Annotated in this window: 8 protein-coding genes; 2 read left to right on the top strand and 6 right to left on the bottom strand. The window is 52.2% G+C overall.

Going from position 1 to position 21,368, the window contains the following annotated elements:
* Positions 1–10: 10 nt before the first annotated feature.
* Positions 11–7,627 carry an SDR family NAD(P)-dependent oxidoreductase gene (locus RDA78_RS14470; RefSeq protein WP_434056000.1) on the bottom strand — a complete coding sequence of 2,539 codons (7,617 nt, stop codon included), beginning with the start codon at positions 7,625–7,627 and terminating at the stop codon, positions 11–13.
* Between the two features lie 920 nt (positions 7,628–8,547).
* Here RDA78_RS14470 and RDA78_RS14465 point away from each other — a divergent pair.
* Entirely contained in the window at positions 8,548–9,630 is a 1,083-nt protein-coding gene (locus RDA78_RS14465) for a hypothetical protein (RefSeq protein WP_434055999.1), read from the top strand.
* A gap of 11 nt (positions 9,631–9,641) precedes the next feature.
* Here RDA78_RS14465 and RDA78_RS14460 read toward each other — a convergent pair whose 3' ends face one another.
* Positions 9,642–10,595, bottom strand: a complete 954-nt coding sequence (locus RDA78_RS14460) for a sulfotransferase family 2 domain-containing protein (protein WP_434055998.1) — start codon at positions 10,593–10,595, stop codon at positions 9,642–9,644.
* A gap of 706 nt (positions 10,596–11,301) precedes the next feature.
* Between RDA78_RS14460 and RDA78_RS14455 the strand changes: the two genes are divergently transcribed.
* Positions 11,302–13,515, top strand: a complete 2,214-nt coding sequence (locus RDA78_RS14455) for a glycosyltransferase family 2 protein (RefSeq protein WP_434055997.1) — start codon at positions 11,302–11,304, stop codon at positions 13,513–13,515.
* A 74-nt stretch (positions 13,516–13,589) separates the two neighbouring features.
* On the opposite strand, the gene RDA78_RS14450 is transcribed toward RDA78_RS14455, so the two are convergent.
* The 4 genes from RDA78_RS14450 to RDA78_RS14435 form a co-directional block, all read right to left on the bottom strand.
* Positions 13,590–16,727 (bottom strand): rhamnan synthesis F family protein, encoded by a 3,138-nt coding sequence (locus tag RDA78_RS14450; RefSeq protein WP_434055996.1) that lies wholly within the window; start codon positions 16,725–16,727, stop codon positions 13,590–13,592.
* 41 nt (positions 16,728–16,768) lie between these two features.
* Positions 16,769–17,614 (bottom strand): glycosyltransferase, encoded by an 846-nt coding sequence (locus RDA78_RS14445; RefSeq protein ID WP_434055995.1) that lies wholly within the window; start codon positions 17,612–17,614, stop codon positions 16,769–16,771.
* Between the two features lie 607 nt (positions 17,615–18,221).
* The gene (locus RDA78_RS14440; protein WP_434055994.1) at positions 18,222–18,992 is read right to left on the bottom strand and encodes an FkbM family methyltransferase; all 771 of its coding nucleotides are present in this window, start codon (positions 18,990–18,992) and stop codon (positions 18,222–18,224) included.
* A 354-nt stretch (positions 18,993–19,346) separates the two neighbouring features.
* Positions 19,347–21,218 (bottom strand): class I SAM-dependent methyltransferase, encoded by a 1,872-nt coding sequence (locus RDA78_RS14435; protein WP_434055993.1) that lies wholly within the window; start codon positions 21,216–21,218, stop codon positions 19,347–19,349.
* Positions 21,219–21,368: the final 150 nt, after the last annotated feature.

Below are 21,368 nucleotides of genomic sequence, written 5' to 3'. Positions count from 1 at the left end.
CCGGACGATGTCATTGTAGCAGTCCGCCGATCTTTTTCTGTTCGCTGTCGATAAGTCGACTAACAACCTTTTTCTGGTCTTCCGTCAAGTCGGTTCCAAGGTGTTGCGTTGCCAGATCATCTCTCAGGAGATCCGTCCCTGAAAGCTGATCGGCGTCTTCCATCTCCGGACCGAGCCTTTTCAGAATCTGTTCCGCGAAGTCTTCTATGCAGGTGCCTCCGGACAACGATACCAGTGGAATTTCCAGGTTGAACCTCTTCTGAATTCCCATGCGCAGCTCCAGTCCCATGAGCGAATCCATGCCAAATTCCGCCAGGGGGCGCTTGAACCCGATTTCCTCGGCGGGAAGCCGCAGAATTTCACCGAGCTCCCGGGCGAGCAATCCGCAGATGACCTGTTTTGCTTCGGCCTCGCTCTTTCCGGCTATCAACGCGGCGATGTCAAGAACACCTTGAGGTGCGGCGGAACCAGAAGACGCTTTGGCGAGATGCCCAAATGTGTCCTGCTTCAGCAGCGGCAATGTCTGGCTCATCGTCATCCAGTCGATGCGCCCGATAAAAAGGACCGCGTCCTCGACATCGCCCTGATCCCTCCTCAGGGCTTCGGCAAGAATGTCGAGACCTTCCCTTCCCTCGATCATGGCACTTCCGAGAACCTTGGAAATCTTGTCGGAGACCTCCGTATTGCGCGCAAGGAACCCGACGTCTTTGATGGCGCCCCAGCCGACCGCCAGGCCCGGCAGTCCTCTTTGCCTGCGCTCGCGCGCCAGACCCTCGAGAAAACCGTTTGCTGCGACGTAGTTCGCCTGGCCCGGGTTCCCGACAAGTGTCGCTATCGACGAAAACAGGATGAAGTGGTCAAGCGCGTCATTCGCGGTCAACTCATCCAGCAGGACTGCACCGGCAATCTTGGGTTCGAGCACCTTTTTGAAGCTGCCTGCATCCTGCGAAGTGATCCGTCCATCGGCCAGAACCATCGCGGCATGGATAATCCCCTTCAGGGGCGCTTCTGCACGAAGATCCTTCAGGATTGTCTCCAGGCTGTTGCGCTCCGTCACATCACAAGCGAACGCGCGAACCTCAACACCCCGTCCGGCCAGTTCATCTATCAATTCGGCGTGCTGGTCGCTCACAAGGCCGGAACGGCTTGTCAGAGCGATCCTTTGAGCTCCGTGGTCTGCAAGCCATCGCGCGACTTCGGCGCCAAAGCCGCCGAGACCGCCGACGACCACGTGAAATCCTTCTTTGTCGAAGGCAAGCGGCTCGGGACTGACAGGCTCCAGAACCTCCTTTGGCGAAGGAGGCGCAACCAGAATTTTTCCAATGTGACCGGAACGCTGCATCAATCGAAATGCATCGCGAACGTTCTGTCCCTTGTAAAGTCTGAAGGGCAGTAGCGAAAACTCGCCGCTGCGCAGGTGCTCGAACACCTGCCTGATCAGGTCGTTCGCACCTGCAAGATCGTGGGAAAGAAGCTGATCCACGTCGATGCCGAAATAGGAGACGTTTTTTCTGAACGGCCGAAGGCCAATCTTGGTGTTCTCGTAGAAGTCGCGTTTGCCCAATTCAAGAAAACGCCCGAACGGCCGCACGACTTCTATGCTTCGCTCCATAGCCTCCCCGGCAAGCGAATTGAGCACGGCGTCGACACCCTCGCCACCTGTCAGTGACAACACCTCTACAGAGAATTCGAGAGATCTGGAATCAAGCACATGATCAGCGCCAAGCAGGCCGAGAAGATCCCGCTTTTCCTTAGACCCTGCGGTCGCAATGACGCGGGCCCCGACACTCTTGGCAATCTGAAGCGCAGCGAGGCCGACACCACCGGCGCCACCGTGGATCAAAAGCCACTGATCCTGCTTCAATTCACCCAGTTTGATGAGGGAATAGTATGCCGTGAGAAAAGCAACAGGCACACTGGCTGCTCCAACCAGATCCTGGTTTTCATCGAGCTTTGCCACCGCGTAGCCGGGAACAGTGACGTGAGACGAGAACCCGCCCCGGGAGAAAGCGACAACCGGATCACCCGCCTTCAGATGTTCGACGTTCGCTCCGGCGCGGACAACCCGTCCAGAACACTCCAAACCAAGTGAAGGCCCACCATATCCGTCTTCCAGCGCCTCTTCCGGAAGCATACCGAGAGACCACATGACATCTCGGAAATTGAGACCCGTGGCGACGACCTCAATTTCAACCTGATCCGGTTCCGGGTCTCGCCGTTGTGTGCTCCGCCAGGTGAGGGCACTCAGTGATCCGGGCTGCTCGAAACCGAGGGTTACGGCAGACGGCGTTTCGGTGGCCGTCTTGCGGAAACCACGCACGACCCGCATGTTTCTCGTCGCTTCGTTTTCCCCGACGACATCGTTTTCCCCGGGATGACCGGAAAGTGCCTCCAGAACCGCTTCCGCAAAGGCTGAGGGTCCTTCATCCAGCGAGACATCCAGCCGGCGGACATCAAGATCCGGGAATTCGTTTTGCAGCACCCGGGAAAAGGACCACAATGCGCTCTGTTCGGCATGGTCTGGTGAAAGAAGGTCCCGCGCGCCGGAGCCGGACGGTGCGACAAGTGCAAGGGCGAAATTGCCTGCGTCGGCCGCCTTGGCGATGGAAACTGCGTTCAAACACTGGAGGGAAACCGCTCCAACGCTTGTTTGTGCCTTATCCCGTTGGCGGGGCAGGGAAACAATGATGCGCTGTGCCGCTTCAGAGAACTCACTCTTTTTGCACAAGCGGGCGAACGCTTCCGAAAAGCCCGCTTCCTCAATGTTGGAACCCGCAAACAGAGTCTCCGCATAATTCCCATTTTCGGAGATCTTCGTTGCCAGCGCCTCCGCATTCTCCCTTTCCTGCTGTCCTTCGCCAAACGCGATAACCCATGCGGTCGTCTTGTCTTGTTCTTTGGACGGTGCATCGAATTGGGGTGCGCTTCCCGCAAGATAACCAAGAACGAGACTTGCAGGGTGGCCGCGAACAACGGCGCGTTCGGCATCAACCTTGTCGAAACCCGCATCAATCTTGATCGCGGATACCCATTCTGCCCCTGATCTGAGATTGGAGATCGGAAACTGTTCACCGATCGCCGCTACGAGATTTCCTTCGTGCAGGCCCAATATCGCTTCGGCCAGCATTGACCGTTCAGGTTCGATCGCGGCAAACACCATGCTGCCCTGCCGCGCTTCCGCGAGATCCCTGAGCATCCCCCCGACACCTGAAAACTCGTGCAGACGGCCGGATGACAAAACAAGGTCAAAGGGCTTCGATCGAAGTATTTCCCGGTCACTCGATGCGTCCAGGACTTCAATGTAACTCGGCGCGTCGTTTTCGGTCACAAGCCTCGAAGCACTCGAAGGGTCGGGGTCCAGAACCGTGACGAATGCGGCACCGAACGGCCGCGCGCCGACAACGTGCCTGGCTATGTCCAGTCCCGATCCGGCCAGGTCCAAAACACGCAAAGGTCTGTCGTTTGGCCAGTTTTCAACGAAAGGAGCCAGCCAGTCCTTCAAGAGTTCAAGTCGTGCGAGCGCATCGGGAGAGGCAAACCTGAACTGATCGAGCATCGCGCTTGGCGGCTCATAGACCTCTTCACCACCGGACGCGATCGACATCGCTACGCTGCGGCACCGCGCAAGAAAAGCCACCGCGGCGATCTCCACCGGGCTCTCTCTCAATACGGTATTGATCAGAATATCAAACTCCGGAAAACTCTCCAGGTCCGTGAGTTCGTATGTGCCAGGATGCGTTTCGACGACGGCTTCCACATGCACCAGCCAATTGAGCAGCGCATTGAGATAGAGCCTCAGTCTTTCCGGAAAGTCTGTTTCCCGGATCGCACCATGCCTGGTCTTCAGAACACTCAGCACATCTATTGCCAGGCGTTGAGCAGCGGCTTCGAGCAACAAGCGGCTTTCGATCTCTTCGCTCGCGACAAGATCCCTGAAGTCGCCCGCTGCGAGATCCGGAAGGTATCGATCCGGCGCCGCAAGGTCCGCCGAGGTCTCGTCACTCAAGCATGCGTGCCCATCGAGCGGCTCGCTCCTGAAATGAAACACGAGATCCGAGGACCGTTCCCGCGCACCGAAACTGACCGCTCGAAAACGTCCGCCGCTGATCGTCGCGATGACTTCGCCGGATGTGTCAAACAGCACGAAGTCCGCCAGCACGGACCACTCGGAAACCCGGCGCACAGAAATTTCCGCGAAGGCAGGCGTTTGCCCGGGCGCAATCAACTGCAGCTTGTCGAAGTGCACCGGAACGTATGCCTTGGCATGGGCGAGCAATTCGGTCTTGTCTGCGAGGACGGCGAATATCCCGTGAAAACAGGCATCCAGTTCCGCAGGGTGCAGCCTGTAGACGTGGTTTGAATTTCCAGACACGAAATGGATGCGGTAGGAATTGGTCCCGGTCTTGTCGATGTGCGTTGCGCGTCGGAACTCTGCCCCGTAATTCAGACCAAACGATCGCGCCGCCCTGTATATGTCTGATGCGACATATCCGTGGCCAACGTTTTCTTTCGCGCCATTGGCAACTGGGAGATCCCTGTAAACCGCCTTGAAAACGCGCCCCCGCGCATTCAGCGCGAAATCGTCATCACTCAATCGACGCCTGCTCGATATTTCGAATGTTCCGGTTTCGGCAAAGAAACGCGTCTGTATTTCCGTCAGATAGCTGTCGCTCAGGAATATCGCTTGAACGATATCCAGATCGCGTATTTCAACCTTGTCGGCACCCAGCACCGTCTGAGCGGCGGCAAGGGCGATCTCTATGTATGCCGACCCGGGGAAAATAATCTGACCGTCAATCTCATGATCCGCAAGAAACGGAAGAACCTGGGTATCCACATGCGCGGTCCACTGGTTCAACGTGTCCTCTGAGCGCCACCCCAGGAGTGGATGTTCGTTTCCGCGCAGCAAGCCGGAGTTGCTCTCGGAGGTATTCTGGAACCGGAAGGCCTGGTTCTGCCAGGGATAGGATGGCAACTTGAGCGCAACTGCCGGATTGAGACCGAAAACCGCGGCCTCATCCACACGAACGCCGTGCACAAGCGCATCGGCGACGATTTCGACAATCGGGTCCGCATCCATTTCCTGCTTGGTCAGCAGCGACCCCAGGATCGCGACGTCCGTATCCTGCCCAAGAGCACATTGCCGGATGTAGCTTTGCAATATGGGTTTGGGTCCGATTTCGATGAAGCTTCGCACGCCTTGTGCTATCGCGCTGCCGATGGCGGCATCAAACTGCACAGGTTCGCGCAGATTGCGCCACCAGTATCCTGTATCCAGATCGGAACCGCGCATCTCCTCGCCCGACACGGTGGAGATGAAGACCGTTTCACTGTCCCTGCCCTCAATCTCTCCGAGTGCTTCCTTAAACGGGCGTTCCACGGTTTCCACCATTGAACTGTGAAACGGGTAGTTCAGGTCGATTTTCCGAAAGGCAAGATGGGATTGGCGCGCGAATTTGCCGAATTCCGACAGGTCCTCTTTGCGTCCCGACAAGGTAACCGACTTCGGGCTGTTCACCGCAGCAAGTTCGATTTGGCCGCAATCCGCCTTCTGAATAACCTCCAGGGCTTCGTCCCGCGGAAGGACAAGTGCCGCCATGGACCCTGCACCGGCGACCGCTTCCTGCTCTCTGGACCGGTGGTAGACCAGCTTCACTCCTTCAGCCAGTGTCATTTTTCCGCTGACAACGGCGGCAGCCGCCTCGCCGATGCTGTGCCCTATGACAACGTCCGGACGCAGGCCAAGCTCCGCCAAAGCGACACACAAGGACACCTGGATCGCAAAGAGGAGCGGCTGTGCGGTGCTGGTCAGATGCAGATCGTCTGCAAGCGCATCCGAAAACAGAAGTGTCGTCAGAGAGACGCCGCTCAGCGCTGCGAATTCGCGGTCTATCTCCTCGAATTTGTCCCTGAATTGAGCGTTGTTCAGGTGCGCGGCTCGACCCATTCCCGGCCATTGCGCTCCGTTGCCGGAGAAAACGAACGCGCACCGTCCATCGACCTGGGACTGTTTGCCGGCGACAACAGCTTCGGGTTTCTCTCCTCCGGCAAATGCCTCGAGTGCCTCGGCGACTGCGACCGGATCGTGGCCTTTGACAACCAGCTTCTCGTCGAAAAGGTTCTTGCGATACCAAGCGGCAGACTGGACAACTTTGAGATCGTCGGCATCAAGGCCCTCAAGTGTCAGTGAATATGTGCGCGCCAGTTCTGCAAGCGCTTCTTTCGATTTCGCAGAGAGAACGAGAAGACCGGCGGTCTCATGTTTCGCCTGAGCATCGTCCATGCTCGCACGAGAGCCACTTGGGTCACTCAAGAGCACATGCGCATTTGTGCCGCCAAAACCAAATGAATTGACGCCCGCATATCTTGGCGCACCGGTTCTTTCCAGTGGCACGGCATCATTCGCGAGTTTCAGATTGAGGCCGTCGAAATCTATGTCCGGATTTGGTTCTTCGCAGTGCAGGCTTGCAGGCAAGAGGTCGTGCTTCAACGCAAGGCATGCCTTCGCAATGCCGGCGAGGCCGGACGCCGGTTCGAGATGGCCGATGTTGGTCTTGACGGATCCGATCGGCAACGCGCTGTTGCGTGACTTCGCAAGCGTCAGTCCCACCGATCGCGCTTCCGCAGGATCACCGACGCGGGTGCCGGTCCCATGTGCTTCAATGAAGGCGAGATCATCCAGATCGATGCCGGCGCGCTCGTAAATCTCACCCAGCAGGCGGGCCTGATGCGTTTGCGATGGGAGCGACATGCCAACCGTTTTTCCATCGGCGTTGATGCCGATGTCGACAATGTCGGCAATCGCCTCCTGCCCGGGCCATGCGGCGGCTTCCTTTCGGCGCAACACAAATGCAAGGCAGCCTTCCGAGCGGACATAGCCAAGTCCGCGGGCATCGAACGCCCGGCACAGGCCCTCCGGCGAGAGCATCGTCGCTTGGGCAAATCCTATGAAGGGAAAAGGGCTTATGAGCGCATTCACGCCAGCGACGATTGCGGTATCGATCTCGCCGGACCTTAGTGCCCTTACGGCTTCATTCATGGCAACGAGCGATGAAGAGCAGGCGGTGTCGACCGTGAAACTCGGACCGTTCAGATCAAAAATGTAGGAAAGCCGATTTGAGATCACCGAAAGCGTGTTGCCGGTCATGAAGTGGCCGGTGACAATGCCTGGGTCAAAGAAACTTTCTATCGAATAGTCGAGGGTCGAGGCTCCCACATAGACGCCGACTGCTTGCCCGGCAAGCGACGAAGGAGCAATACCTGCGTCCTCGATCGCTTCCCATGTGACCTGCAGAAGCAAGCGTTGCTGTGGATCGAGCTGCTCCGCTTCGCGCGGGGAAATCCCGAATGCAGCCGGGTCAAACCCCCAAAGATCGTCCAGAACACCAGCCGCAAACGTATAACTTTTCCCGGGCTCCGTAACGCGCGGATGCCAGAACCGCGAACGAGACCAACGTTCCTCGGGAATTTGGGATACAGTGCACCTCTTCTGACGAAGAACCGACCAAAACTCTTCCTGAGTTGATGCCCCGGGGACGCGTATTCCCAATCCAACCAATTCAATCAATGATTTGTTCCGTAATTCTCCGGACAAGATCCCCCACGCCTCACTAGAGTTTATATGCATGGAGTACAACCCCTCACAAGCAATTCATTTCCGGCAGATGCCAGCTTTCAACAAGTCGAACAACAAGAATGTACCGGCATCAATCAGCTCCAGGGCCCCAATCAGCATAGAGAAAACGTTTTTTCGATAAGTAGATCATCCCAAAAACTTACAATCGTTGTTCACGCCCGCAGAAAATCCAAACAATTCAGTTCGCCGTGCCGAAAATGTACCACATTGAAAAAACTCATTGTTTTTTGTTAGTGTTAACATCCGGCCAGCTTTACAGTTTACACCATCTTCACGGGCTTCCTTGTGAAAAATCCAAACCTTCGACGCGACAAATGAAGACAGTCTACCTCCACATCGGATACGGGAAGACCGGCACGACAGCTCAACAGCATGCTTTGAATCTGGGCCGGCAGATCCTGGACAAAAACGGAGTGCATTATCTTCACGCCGACGACGAAGGCCGGGGGATTGGACACCAGGATCTGGCCAAGAGCTTCATTGTCGACCGGCCTGTCTATATGCGGCCGCAAAGCGCAAGCGACGTAAGACACTCTCGCTTCGGTCGATTGACATAAAGAACCTCAGTGATGAGCGGGCAATCGCGGCAGGAGGCGAGATCCCGTATCGCGGCTAGAGTATCCGTTTTGGTCAAGCAGGAATTTGTCTCCATTTTCTATCCTGCTTGACCAAAACGGATACTCTAGGTGTCTGGCTTCAACGTTCATGAAGACCAGATGATCGCTCTAACTCGAGTTTCTACATGCAGTGCCCGACTTTGCCGGAGTATATCCAGCATTTGTCAAAACCGGAAAATGTGCAAAAGAAGTGGTCTTGGAACACTGCTTCGCTAATCGTAGCACGCCGACTGCGCCGTGCTTACATCCGCTTGACTTGCATAGTTGCGGTAATTCTGAAATCAAGATTTCCAAATGGCACATCACGTCATTGGATTAGTCACCTTCAGGTCCTGCGCTGCCAACAAAATGATGCGGTTGAGAGAGTTTTCCATTCACGACTGGTTGGGACCGGCTTCGCGAACGCTTCCGACAACCGACCTCTATTTCCTGAATGCATGCCATCACTGGCTCGACAACTCCCCCTTCAAATCCGGGCCGATAAGAAGGATTGGAGCGAATTCGTTCGTCAGCGGTGACGTGACCATTGTCAGCCGCAAAGAAAGGAAAGCCATTGTTGATAAATTGCTGCGGAGAAAGGACAGGCGCCTCTTTTACATTATTGACGACAATCTTTGGGCAGCGGAAGAAGACGCGACACTTCCCGAAGACTATCGACGCCGTTTGATCGAGTTGCGCGACGGTCAACACCGGGCGCTTTGCAAACGAGCCGATACAATTATTGTCTCGACCAAACCGTTGGCTGATATCTACACCGCTCAGGGTCACAAGGTCGTGCAGCTAAGCCCCTACTGGTCAGACCCAATCGCTGACCACAGCCATTTCGAAGACTTGAACACAGGCGCACGCCTTGAAATCGGCTACCTTGGCAGCGGCACCCATGCAGCAGATCGAGCCTTCGTTGTCAGTGTATTTGAGAAGCTTTCGGCCCAAGGGTTAGACGCCCGGCTGACCATGATTGGAACAAGGGGTGTTCCGGACCGGATCGTGAACGACGCGCGTTTTAGATCGCTCAAAAACCTGCGTTGGCCCCTTTACCGCAAGCGTCTAGCAAAACTTCGCTTCCACTTCTTGCTCTATCCGATACTTCCCTCGATGTTCAACCAGTCACGTTCGATCAACAAGGTCATCGAGCACGCAATTGTCGGAGGCGTCGGTATCTACAGCGATTCCTGGTTCTGCGCGGAGGAAATCAGGGATAATGCGGCAGGAGTTGTACGAACGAATGATGCCGATTTGTGGACAGATACGATCATGGAACACAAAAACCTGATTGAAACCGGATTTCTAAGATCGGTTTCGGACTTTGCAAAATCGCAAAATCAACAAAACATGGAGAAGCAACTGCGGTTTTGGCAATCCGTGCTGAAGCTCTGATTGGTCCGGAGTCAGCCGGATTTTTCCCAAAGGACCTGACCTGTCTTCGCAACAACGCATTCCAGCAAATCACCGGACACCAGATGGGGCGTCCTGAACTGAAAACCAACAAAGCCGGCCCGAGGCGAATTGAAAGCAGCCAAGATAGGCCTGAAATCCTGCGCCTCCTTCGCATCGGTTATGACTGTTCCATTGACCCGAAGGATTACGGAAACCGGAGCTTCCGAGCCCTCGTAGAAGGCAAATCCACTCAACAGATTCTCGTCATTGTTCAAAATTGTGCCGTGAACAAATGGAAGCGATTTGTTGCGAATCGCAATTCTCGAATTGAGCAACTGCAGGGCTCGATCGTAGACAATCTGGTCTTCCACAGTACATTTTTTTGCAAGCTCAGTCATTTCAGTCGTTACGATGGTGTCTTCATTTTCCTGCTGCTCTGCCACGTTCATTCTGGTTGAATTTACCGATGTACTGTAAGTCGAGTTGAACAACTCAATACTTGCGTCATATCTCTCAGTAATTCCAACAAGCCCATAAGCCTCAAGTGGCACACAGCGCAACATGCGAGACTGCATCGAGTTGAAGACACTATTTGTTGCGAAGGATTCGAACGTTCCCGTAAAACCATACTCACGCTTGAAGTGACGAAAGTGCGAAATCAGCTGCTCAGACGGGTCACGCACAAAGGTTACAGTATGGCGGAGTCCAAACACAGGCAGGAACTTTGAGGAATTGACGTGACCGCCAAAGAACCTGACATCTGTATTCGAAATATGTTTCTTAAAATCGAAAATGCTATTTTTTTGATAGATTAGTTTTTTTACAATTTTCGAGGTCTCAACAGAGTTAGCTTCGTAATCATAAATAGTCTTTTTACTTGAGTAATATTTCTCTGCAGCTTTTCGAAAACTCGTCCCGCCAGTTTTGGGGATATGAACAAAAAATATTGGAGGCTTTTTTTTCATTGAACGTGCGATGCTACAGACAACTGCGAAAACATAGACTTCTGAGCTGTCTTTTGAAGAATTGACCTTGCTCTCGGAGACACCGCATACACATTTCAACACAGCCTGACAAGATACTGGCTTCTGCGCGCTCGGTCGGTCAACCCGCATACAATCATTGGGGCTCAAAAGGAAAACAGCGCGCGAGTTCGTGCTCACCTCACCGACTGTCCAAGACTGGAAGCGTTCGGACCCAAAAATCCCTGCCAGCGTTTAGAGGCCCTATCGCGTGGTCCGGGGCATCTGGCCCGGACTACGGGTTTGTTTCTTGTCTGCGTTCTGCGCGGTAGTCCGAGAACAACGCGCAACGGTGTCCGGAGCACCCGAAAACCGGGTATTTGGTCGACCAATTCAGCCCGACCAGGGCCTTGCGAATCCTAACCGATACATACCATCGCTCCATGCTTTGGATATGAGCTGGATTGGTTCCAGCAAATGCCTCCGTATCATTCAAACCGGCGCCGGCATTTGTCAAACCGCACATTTCTTTCCACCAACAACTGAATTGGTGCGTTTCAATAGTAAGTCACATGAGTCGATCAATTGGCTTGAACCATCACGCCAAAAAACGGCCGAAAGGCATCGACTGTTTGCATTTCAAAACCCATCGCATAGAACTTGCAAAACTTCCGGGAAACGATCGACTAACCAAAATCTGGAGAATGCAATGGAGCAACTTTCTGTATTGGGCAATGCTGATTGCATTCCCGTCGGATTAGGCCCCACAACACACGATGGTTTCTCTAGGCTTCAAACGTGGGAAATGAAGGGCGAAGACCCTCAAATTATCATTCGGTTTCCATTTGTCCGGCCTCGGTTCGTGTCGGTGGAGATAAAGTCCTTGGGAGCCCCCCTGGATCCAACGATCTACTTCCCTGTTCTTGGTAAGTTTCACGAAGATCACACATTGCAACTCGAAACGGCAAAAGCGCATTTTATTGCTCTCGACCTGCGGAACATTCGATTTGAACGCAAAATCCGGATTGATCCCGCGGAGCAACAAGGCGCGCTGACAACGCGGTTCAGCTTCTTCGACAGCATCGAAGACGTCGAAGCTCATCTCAAGAAATTCAGCCAGGAAAACGATTCCGGGTTGCCAAACGTCGTGAAAGTACCGCGAACAAATCTGTTTTCACTGGGTTTTTTGCTGGAAAAATTCAATCCCAGCTTAAAACTGTCTCGTCGCCTAGAGCGTGTTTACAGCTTGGCTTCAAATGCAGAACCAGTCCGCTCGCGAAATTCTCAGGATGAGGTCTGGTTGAGTCTCGTAACACCGGTCTACAATACTTTGCCTCGCTACCTGGACGACCTTTTGACCTCGTTTCGCGAACAAAACACCGCTGGCGTAGAGTTGATTTTCAGCGATGATGCTTCCGATTCAAAACAGACCGTTGATTGGTTACGAAACCATGTCGACGTACCAAATGTGAAAGTGGTTTGGAATGAGAACAATCGCGGAATATCAGCGGCCACAAACTCCGCGATCAGGGCAGCCGTGGGAACATGGATTGCACCCTTAGACCACGATGATGTCATTGCACCTCACACGCTGAAGATAATTCACAACACGCTGCTGCAAAATCCGCAAACACAATTCCTGTATACCGACGAAGTTGTTGTCTCAGAGAGCTTGAAGCCTCTTTGGCACATGGCTAAGCCTGCCTACGATCCGATCCTCCTGTCCGGCGTAAACTACATTAATCATTTTTCAGTTTACCGGCGTGCCCGACTTGATGAATTTGGCTTGTTCAATAGCAACTACGACGGCTCGCAAGATTACGAGCTTCTTCTGAGATATCTGAACGGATTGTCCGATGCCGAAGTGCTGCACCTTCCATATCCCGGCTATTGGTGGCGCAATACAAAAGGCAGCTATTCGAAATCGCAACTCGAAAGGGCTACCACAAGCGCCCGAAAAGCTCTCGGTATTCGATATGGTACGGATGTTGTTGAGGGACTGCACAAAGACCTGCATCGCGTGGACTTCAAACCGGGGGATGAAAATCTCCCGTTCATTTCGATGATAATCCCAAGTCGGGACTCCTATCAGTTGATCAGCAGGATCCTGAGTGACATTTACACAAAGACAGACTACCCAAACTTTGAAGTGATTGTGGTTGACAACGGAACAACGGATCCGAAGGTACTGTCTCTCTACGAAGCATATGGAGCTCGGTACCCGAATTTCGTCGCCAATATCGAAAATGAACCCTTCAACTTTTCCCGCGCCGTCAATCGCGGTTTCAAGCTCGCGAAAGGAGCGCACTACTTGCTTTTGAACAACGACATCGAAGTGATCGCCGAGGATTGGCTCAAAGAGATGGTGTCGTGCCTCAACTACCAGAACGCGGGGATCGTTGGAGCAAAACTCTTATACCCCGATGATACCATCCAGCACGCAGGCGTAATCGTCGGAGCGTCCGGTCTTGCAGGCCATTGGTACTACAAGAAACCGTCTATGTTCAAAGGCCCTTTGAAACGCCTTCTTGTGCGCAACGGTATGGTTTGTGTTACTGGCGCAGTTATGCTGATTAGCAAGGAATGCAAAGAAAAAGTAGGAGACTTCGACGAAGCAAATTTCGCGATTGCCTATAACGACGTCGACTTTTGCATTCGAGCCCACGCGGCCAATTTTCGAATCGTCTGGACCCCATTCGCGTGCCTCTATCATCACGAATCCGTCTCGCGGGGATCTGACAAACTCGCAAAAAACCAGGTACGTTTTCAAAGAGAGAAGCAGAACCTTAGACAGCTGCACTCGACACAGAACTTTGTCGACCCTGCCACTAATCCGTTTGAACGGCTCTACGGGAATGAGGCAAACGTATTTGGTGGCAAGAATCTGGCCTCCGGCAGAAGGTGGTTCGCGAGCAAAACCTAAGCTGGCTTGCAGCAATTTAGCCGGCCAGGGTGCGGACTAACCTCAAAACGAGGAACTTTCAGGGGAGCAGGTCACTATCCTGGAAGACCTGCCTGCAACCCTTTGGTGAAGATCTCATCCAACGAATCATCCGACGCTTGAGGGGAAAGAGTGACACTCGCGTCGCTCTCCTGCCCTATTGCGGCAAGACCGGTGTTGCTTCCACTTCCCAATTCGCCAAAGAGCCTTTCGACCAGATGCGCAACCTCACCGTGGCTCGCCCCGGTTTCAGGAGGGAACGCTTCCAACGAAGAAATTCTCCCCTGGACAAGAGGGGCCAAACAACTTGGGTTTGCCCAAAACATTGAGCCGGCGAAAAAGACCTTCTCGGTCACGTCCCTTTGGTCGCCAATCACAAATTCAGCCAACTGTCCGTGATCATGGTACGGATAACGATCTTGAGACGCCAACAGGGGTGTAGGCCCGATCATCAGCGGCCCGTCGGCACAATCCAGCGCCTTAATGATTTTTTCGATCTTGTCTCCATTTCCCAGAAGGCAATCGAACGCGATCTTTCGCCACAGATCTCCGTATTCAGGGAGGAACCGGCCAGACCTGAAGTAGCCCTTCTTTGACTGGATTTTCAGAAGGGATTTGTAGCCCTTTTGCATAACGATAGGTAAGAGGCCGACGAACGGGCCGATGTCCCTCCCTCTGTTTGGCGCACGGTAGAACTGAGCACTCGGGAACCTGGCAATCACCAGCTTCTCAATTGGACCGGCACCCCAAGTCGGCAAGGTGACCAACAAATCGAAATCTCTTGGTATCTCTTCCAACCTCTCAAGCATTTCTGGGACGAGATCTACATAAAACATATGCGCGACTACCGCGATCTCAGCTTTGCTATCCGCAAGCGATCTTCGAATATTTTCGAGCTGTTCTTCGCGTTGTTGTCGTTCAGCTTCGTCCAGGGGATAACGTCCCTCCAGGTCGAGCGGCGACATCTGCTCGGCTTCTGTAAGCAAGCTGTTTTGCAATTCTCCAGCGCTCATTCCGGGTATCCGGGCCGACGGTTGCCGCCCTTCGTGAAGGCCATGAAACGCAAAATGCCGATTAAAGTCCGTCCCTGAAGCCACGACGTCAGGGTTATTGCGAGCATAGAATGTCCGATCCACGACACGGCCTGCGACGACAAAACTCAGTAAGTTTTCCTTGTTCGACCAGTCTTTTCTCAGGAACTCGAGCAACTTCAGCTTCTCGTTCGTATTCAGATGTTTCATTATGTTCCGAAAAACGAACTTGAAGTCCTCAGATATGGGGGCCTCACAGACCGGATTCTCAATTCTCGGTTTTTCCTGCTTGGGTTCTTCGGGTTGTGGCACGCCTCGAATGCCTTGTGGCGTTCGTAGGGAACTAAACACGCCCGGAATAAACAGTTTCTTGCCTGGATGCTCCTCCCAACACCAGTTGACAGCAGAGATCCTCAGTTCGTCTACCTGCTCTTTGATTCTTGACCGGAGTTCTGTAGTTTCTGCAGTCGACTTGGCGAGAGAGCCCTTTTCAACAAACGCGAGAAACTCTTTGTCTTCTAAGCAGACCAAGAGTTTTCTGAAAAACTCGTGTGCAGAAAAAGAGCCAAAATCTCTTGATGGCTTGCGGTTTTCATTCAAGCCAAAATAGGTGAAATGACGAATTGGGTTAAAGTTTACCGCAGCAACATCGGGATACTCTTTGAGATAGAATTCGCTGTCCACGACATTTCCGGCGATCATTATTTCAAGTGCACCCTTTTGTGTGGGCCACAGGTTTTTCAACCAGCCGCGGAAAGCACTTACATCAGCGCAACCCGAATACAAATAAAGCTCTTTCGCCACGTCAATTGGGAACGCTTCAGTCGGCGGTTGCATCTTAAGGTTTTCGAGAGATCGGGACGCCTTTGTTGGCCGCTCAAAAACCGCCACCTCTTGTAGCTTGCCATCGCTAAAGCCTCGCATCGCCCGATACTGCGAGTTTTCACTATTGCGCTTGAAATATTCCTTCCAGAATGAGCAAGCATCTTCTGGATAGTTCTTCCACAAAACTTCAAAAGTATCACAGATCCTGGTGAATCTTGAAAAACTGCTTAGTGTATCGCGTGGAAATAGCAAAGATGAAAAGAAAAATCTCCTTAAGTACGAAATGTTCTCAAGGTATTCTTCTCTGTCAAACTGATCTGATGTTATTTCATCGAGCGTTGGGAACAAGTTCTTGGGTTTGTATATGGCGTCGCCCAACACACATACAACCTTGTCCTGGTACAGCGCTTCAAAACCAACCGAACTGTTCACGGTTACAACGAATTCAGATAGCGATATGAGTTGGCTGTTACCAACGTTGTTTGCTTCGTCTTCAAGCCAAACGACATCCTCGGACCACTGCCGAATTGCGTGCCGTGCCTTCGCGTTTTCCGAGATGCCGTTCTGTCTGTACTTGGCCGCCGGATGCGGCTTTATTATCGGACAAAACCCGTGTTCCACCAGTCTCGGCACAACTTCCAGCAAGAGTTCGCTGATGGAATCGTAGCTCGAGAATCTGATCAGATTTGCATCATCATACAACTGCAACGGAAAGAACACATATTTTCGATCCGAGCGCAGTTTGAGCAAATTGTCGGCGGAAATATTCTCGAAATAAAATTCAGCCGCTTCTGAATCAAAGTCTTTGGCAAACAGCAACGATGCAACGCTTGCCGGCATACCGTTGCCATCAACGATTTCCCTAATGTCTTCAACCGACATTCTCGGAACCGACGCTGCGCCGTTTGTGCCAAATGGATCCAAAACCAGGCTGCTCAGGAACGGAGGTCTTGTAGGGCCAAGCTCCATTGAAATCTTCGTCAAGTTACGATCTCTGGCAAACCTCGTGACCGCCCCGTTTTCACCCCAATGGACAATTAAATCAAACGGGTATTCGGCATAGATTCTAGCAAGAATTCGCTCGTAGCCCGCAGCTATCGGGCCACCTTCCATGAGCTCTTTCCATTTCGACAAGCTGTCGGCATCCCAATCGACAAAATGGCTCCTTATGAAAAGCGCTTCGTTGTCGGTCGGCAGGATTATCCTCCTGCGGATCCGAGGCTCCTGGATCTGCGCAGCCTGGGCAGCTTCCTGGGTAAGGAACATTCTGACATCGTATTCGTCATTTCCAGCCAATAACGGAAAATACTCCTTCGCCACGTCCACGAAGTGGGTCATCGTCCTCCGTATGGGATGGGGCTCGACGTAAATGAGAATTCTCATGCTAGATTTCCCAAAATCTCAAATCCCGAAACATCCTGACCCATCGCAATTCTATCAAAGTTCGTTTTCGCTTGAGGCCGAAAAGCTGCAAAAACCGGAGGCTCGGAAAGCGCCGAATACCAGTCATCGTGCGTGTCCGCTAAAATCAGGTGCGGTTCGCCAATCGCTTGCATATCCGGAATGGGACTGGAGACCAGTCGAACGCCCGTGAGTGCCGCCTCCAAAAACTTGACCCTCGACTTGCATCTGTTGAATGTCGAATTCTCAAGGGGCGCGATTGCTGTCGAGCACGCAGCCATCAAGCCCGGCAATTGCTGAAACGGCCTGACGCCGGTCACCGTCACGTTGGGTAGCGCGGACAGCGAGCGCGGCAACTTTACGGGTCCAACGACAATCAGATTCAATTCGGGATTTTCCATCAAAATTCGATGCAGAACAGGTTCCACAATCGGGAAATCGCGGTTGTGGCTGAGGGTTCCAGCAAAATACCCAATCGTATTGTTGTACCGAAACCTCTCGTGAAAGGAGAGTTCCTTGTGCAATGCAATCATCGAATTCGGCAAGAAATTCGGTGACACCTGCACGTCGGCATCCGGATTAAACAGACGCACCATGGATGCCAAAGGCTCTGTGGAAACCACAACCCGATCGAAAAGTTGCAACGCTTCCAGATTCGACTGGAACGCCTTAATTGCTTCATCAACCATCATCGTTTTGTTTTTGACGGCGGAAGACTCCATCGCGATTTCGGTGTTTCCGAAGATTAGGTCGTCATAATTTGCTATAATTATTTTGCGGTGTTGCTTTAAGAAGTCCAAATGATCCTTGAACATGGAACGCATTGTGTTGGGTCTGTGAAACACATACAAATCAAATTCGAAATTTGGATTTTCGTGAAATTCAGCGGCCGAAGTGACTGAACAAAAATGTCCCTTTGCAGACAGCTGTTCGGCTGGGTGAAAGCACCTGTATCGCACCGACGGGTCAAGGATAGGCCTCTCGACTCGTCGTGTTTCAGAAATAAAACAAATCCTCTTTCGATGAGTCGCCATTTTGTTTATCCAGAGTGAGGTGAATTCAGCAGAGCTACTGATTTCAGGTATTCACGTGATTTTTTTTCTTGATTCTCTTGATGCATTTTGGCCTTCATGCGCATAATTGAAAGTGTTTTAATTTGAAGGAAAATATAACTGCCATAATTTTATTTTGAATATGCCTCTTATTCTTATAGTCCATCAGAAGCTCAACTTTCAAATATCTTGGTAGCGTGACTTAGTTGCATATGCCGTCACCAAAAGGCAGCAATACAAGCAAGCCGGTGTCTTCCCACAACAGGATTTGGCACACAGTTTGTCTGCGCTCCGCACTTTGACCCTGGCTAAGTGTTGGGAAGCGTTGTCGCGCGCCGCACATAGCCATCTCCACAATTCCGCGAAAAAAGATCTGGTTCTAGCGCCTCTTCCAGACCAGGTTCGCATGCGAAGACGGCAGCGTTTCTATTGCCTCAAATGTTTTGTTCTTGGCATCGACTCTGTGCGGCTTAAGTCCAAGATGATCCATCATCTGCAAGAACTTCTCCAAGCCGTATAGTCTTTCGATGTCATGACCAACAAACTCGGCAATTATCGCGCAATTAGACTTGGTGATCGTCTCCTTGAGCCCCTCTATCACATACGGCTCTCGTCCTTCTACATCAATTTTTATAAGGCATACCCGTTCTTTGTCCTTGATTACATCGTCAATCCTTCTTCCCTTTACGGGGAACGACGTCGTTCCAGAAGAATTTCCGGCTGGGCTTTGTGAGCCTTGGAGTTTTATTGCGCCAACTCTATGAGCGTCGCTTGGGAAAGACAGCTCCAACTCGACATCCTGGTTCCAGGCCGCGATATTGTGGGTTGAGATGCGCTGCTGATAACCGTTGATGATAATCGATTTGGTCATCAAGCCGAAAAGTTCGGGGTTCGGCTCCACGGCTATCACGCATTCGGGCTTAGCAAGTTTCATAGCGGCCGAAAGCGAATGGATGCCCAGGTTTGCGCCCACATCAACGAAGACACCATCCTTTTCAAGGAGCGCCTCGATTGCGAACGACACGTCGGGTTCATAAACATCGGTTGAGACGAAATTTATGATCCCTATGTCTTCAACATCGAGCAGGATCCTTAATCCAGAACTCCGAACATGAAGCGCCTTCTTGTCGCCTAAGTAAAAGTATGCCAAGAAATCACCTCTTTCTTCTGTTTCCGGTCTCTTGTCTATCAGCTGATTGGTAATTTTCAACAAAAATCATCAGTAACGGCACTCAGAAAACCGAACCTGATGACCGATCGTTTATTTCACGGTCCAGTAACACGCCAATCAGTTCACGACATCCACAGTATTGAGCAAATCCGCCCTTGATACCTACAACTAAGGCAAGAAGTATGCGCATATGCAATTTCAAAAAGAGAGATCGTTTGCTTTCCTGCGTTGGTTCTCGCGAGGTCTATCCAGACTTTTGGCGGTGAAGGTCGGGTATCGATAAGGTGCAAGGGAACGGAGTGTTGTCGTTTTCGCTCTCAGGTGCGGGTAAATTCAGACGAGTTCGTGCCGTGCCCAACCGAATAGACTTCTTCTAACCAGCCCCGGTTCCGACGGTTCTGATCTGCGATGTATACCCCCGGTATCGGCAATAACGAGTGTCAGTTCGGGAACGTCAAATGCCCTGGGTGCTCCGGCTTCAAGGAAATCAAGGTCCGTATCCTCAATCCGCGGTGAGAGCGCAACATCTCCCATTTTCACGTTCATGGACTTGTGAAAAGCGTAGAGACTCAGCCAAAGCAATTTCTTCGCGGTCAAGACGTTGCTTCCCGGGTAATACATAAAGGGACCAAGCTCTTTTTTCACGCCCTTGAAAAAACTCCACCACTTGAACGTTGGATGAAACGTATCCATGTGCCAGAGCTTGTTTGAGTCCGTCGCGTTCGGATCGCCCCCGCCTTGGTGAACAAACTCAGCATAGGCTGGAATTGGTTTTATGGGATGACCACAAATGAGGGAAAACAGCGGCAGGAACTTTCGGCTGTTCAATATCGAGATTGCCTCTGGCGTTTCCTTGCTGTTCAGACCCTTTCGATACAGAAGCGTATCTCCATCCACTTTTGCCAGGTGTTCCTTTGTCATAAGCATGGAGTCAGACAATTCGTGAAAAAGGGCGTCTTTCGACGTTTTGGGTTCAACCGAAAGAGCAACAAACCCGTTTTGTTCAAAACTTTCGAGGTTGTCGAAGAATCGTTTCGTATCTGCCGAGGTTTGAGGACCCAAGCCGGTGTTCAAAATCTGCGAAACGGACTTGCGGCGATTTTCCCTAATTTGCCCATCAATGTAGTCCGCCCGAAAAGCAGACAACCCGATCGCGTTCAGAAGCTGGTCGTTCAGCACACTCATAACATTGTAGGACTGGCACGTTGAAAACACTTCGCGTTGTGCTTTTTCGTCCAGAGACCTGATCATTGAGCCGAAATCGGCAAAATAAAACTGCCGCAGGCTTGGCGTACTAAGTATTTCGGCAAGCTTTATTCTGGACGGAACGCCGCCTTCATACCAGCGCGTTAAGAATTGCCGGATATGTGGGTTAGGAATCTCCAAGCCACCAAAGTAGTTCTGAAGTGCAATGTCGAACGCTGAAGCGTCAGTTAGCAAATAGTCGGCCCAGTTCATATTTTCCAAAGGAAGCGGCGCGCGTGTTGCATGCACGGTCGACGGTCGGTGTGACGTGTCGGCGTCGTCTCCTCCGATCGCAACTTGAACATCCTTCGAACTAAACAGAACACCCTCGGTCCCATTCTCGGCAAAGTAGTCTCCACCCGCGTTGGGTTCGGACTTGGGACCGATCTGAATGCCAATTCGTTGAAGAGGATCAACCTGACCGAATTCATCATGAATCGCGCGGTCAACTGCGATGTTGCTTCTCTCCGGAGCTGTACCGCGCAGACTATAGTCATGAAATGCCCAGTAGCGCGTTTCGGGATTGCAGAGTTTCGCAGCCTGGATATCTTCGCGAACCGCACGGTAGGAGTGATCTGCGTCTATGAAGATGAGCAACGGCGGTTCGGCAAGATCATTCCCCGAGAAAAAATCCCGGGCTGTTCCCCGGAAGTAGGTCGTCGGGTCGACACGACAAACGCGACCAATGTTTCGCTTCGTGATTTGCAAAAACTCTTCTGAAATATCTACAACGAATAGTTTTCTGCCACTCAGCTCACATGCTTTTGCCAAGAATATCGAACTGCCGCCGGTGTAGCAGCCCACTTCGACAACGGGCCCGTTCTCGGGCGAAGTTGCGACCAGTTCGAAAAGGCTTCGCCTAAACCCCGAACTTGTCGCGAACGTCACAGTTTCGCTGGATTTTGCCGCAGTTTCGATTTCATCGAATTTTCTGTTGAGATCAAGTTCGATCGCCGTCATTGTGTCGTCCCTAGTGACTGCTGCCTCGTGTTAGCGATTAAGCCACTGTTGCTTGCTGTGCAAGCGGAGAATGTGCAGTTGTAAGCACCCTATCAACGCGTTACTTGTACGATGAGAATCAAGGGTTTATCCTTGACCACCACATGTTAC

The organism is Roseibium sp. (assembly GCF_051016195.1).
Taxonomy (GTDB): domain Bacteria; phylum Pseudomonadota; class Alphaproteobacteria; order Rhizobiales; family Stappiaceae; genus Roseibium.
The sequence above is the reverse complement of the archived record's forward strand: the minus strand, read 5'-3'. Positions and strand labels throughout refer to the sequence as shown.

Coding starts and splice junctions, on each gene's coding strand:
- RDA78_RS14470 (WP_434056000.1), bottom strand. CDS start 7,627: ATGCATATAAACTCTAGTGAGGCGTGGGGGATCTTGTCCGGAGAATTA.
- RDA78_RS14465 (WP_434055999.1), top strand. CDS start 8,548: ATGGCACATCACGTCATTGGATTAGTCACCTTCAGGTCCTGCGCTGCC.
- RDA78_RS14460 (WP_434055998.1), bottom strand. CDS start 10,595: ATGAAAAAAAAGCCTCCAATATTTTTTGTTCATATCCCCAAAACTGGC.
- RDA78_RS14455 (WP_434055997.1), top strand. CDS start 11,302: ATGGAGCAACTTTCTGTATTGGGCAATGCTGATTGCATTCCCGTCGGA.
- RDA78_RS14450 (WP_434055996.1), bottom strand. CDS start 16,727: ATGACCCACTTCGTGGACGTGGCGAAGGAGTATTTTCCGTTATTGGCT.
- RDA78_RS14445 (WP_434055995.1), bottom strand. CDS start 17,614: ATGCGTTCCATGTTCAAGGATCATTTGGACTTCTTAAAGCAACACCGC.
- RDA78_RS14435 (WP_434055993.1), bottom strand. CDS start 21,218: ATGACGGCGATCGAACTTGATCTCAACAGAAAATTCGATGAAATCGAA.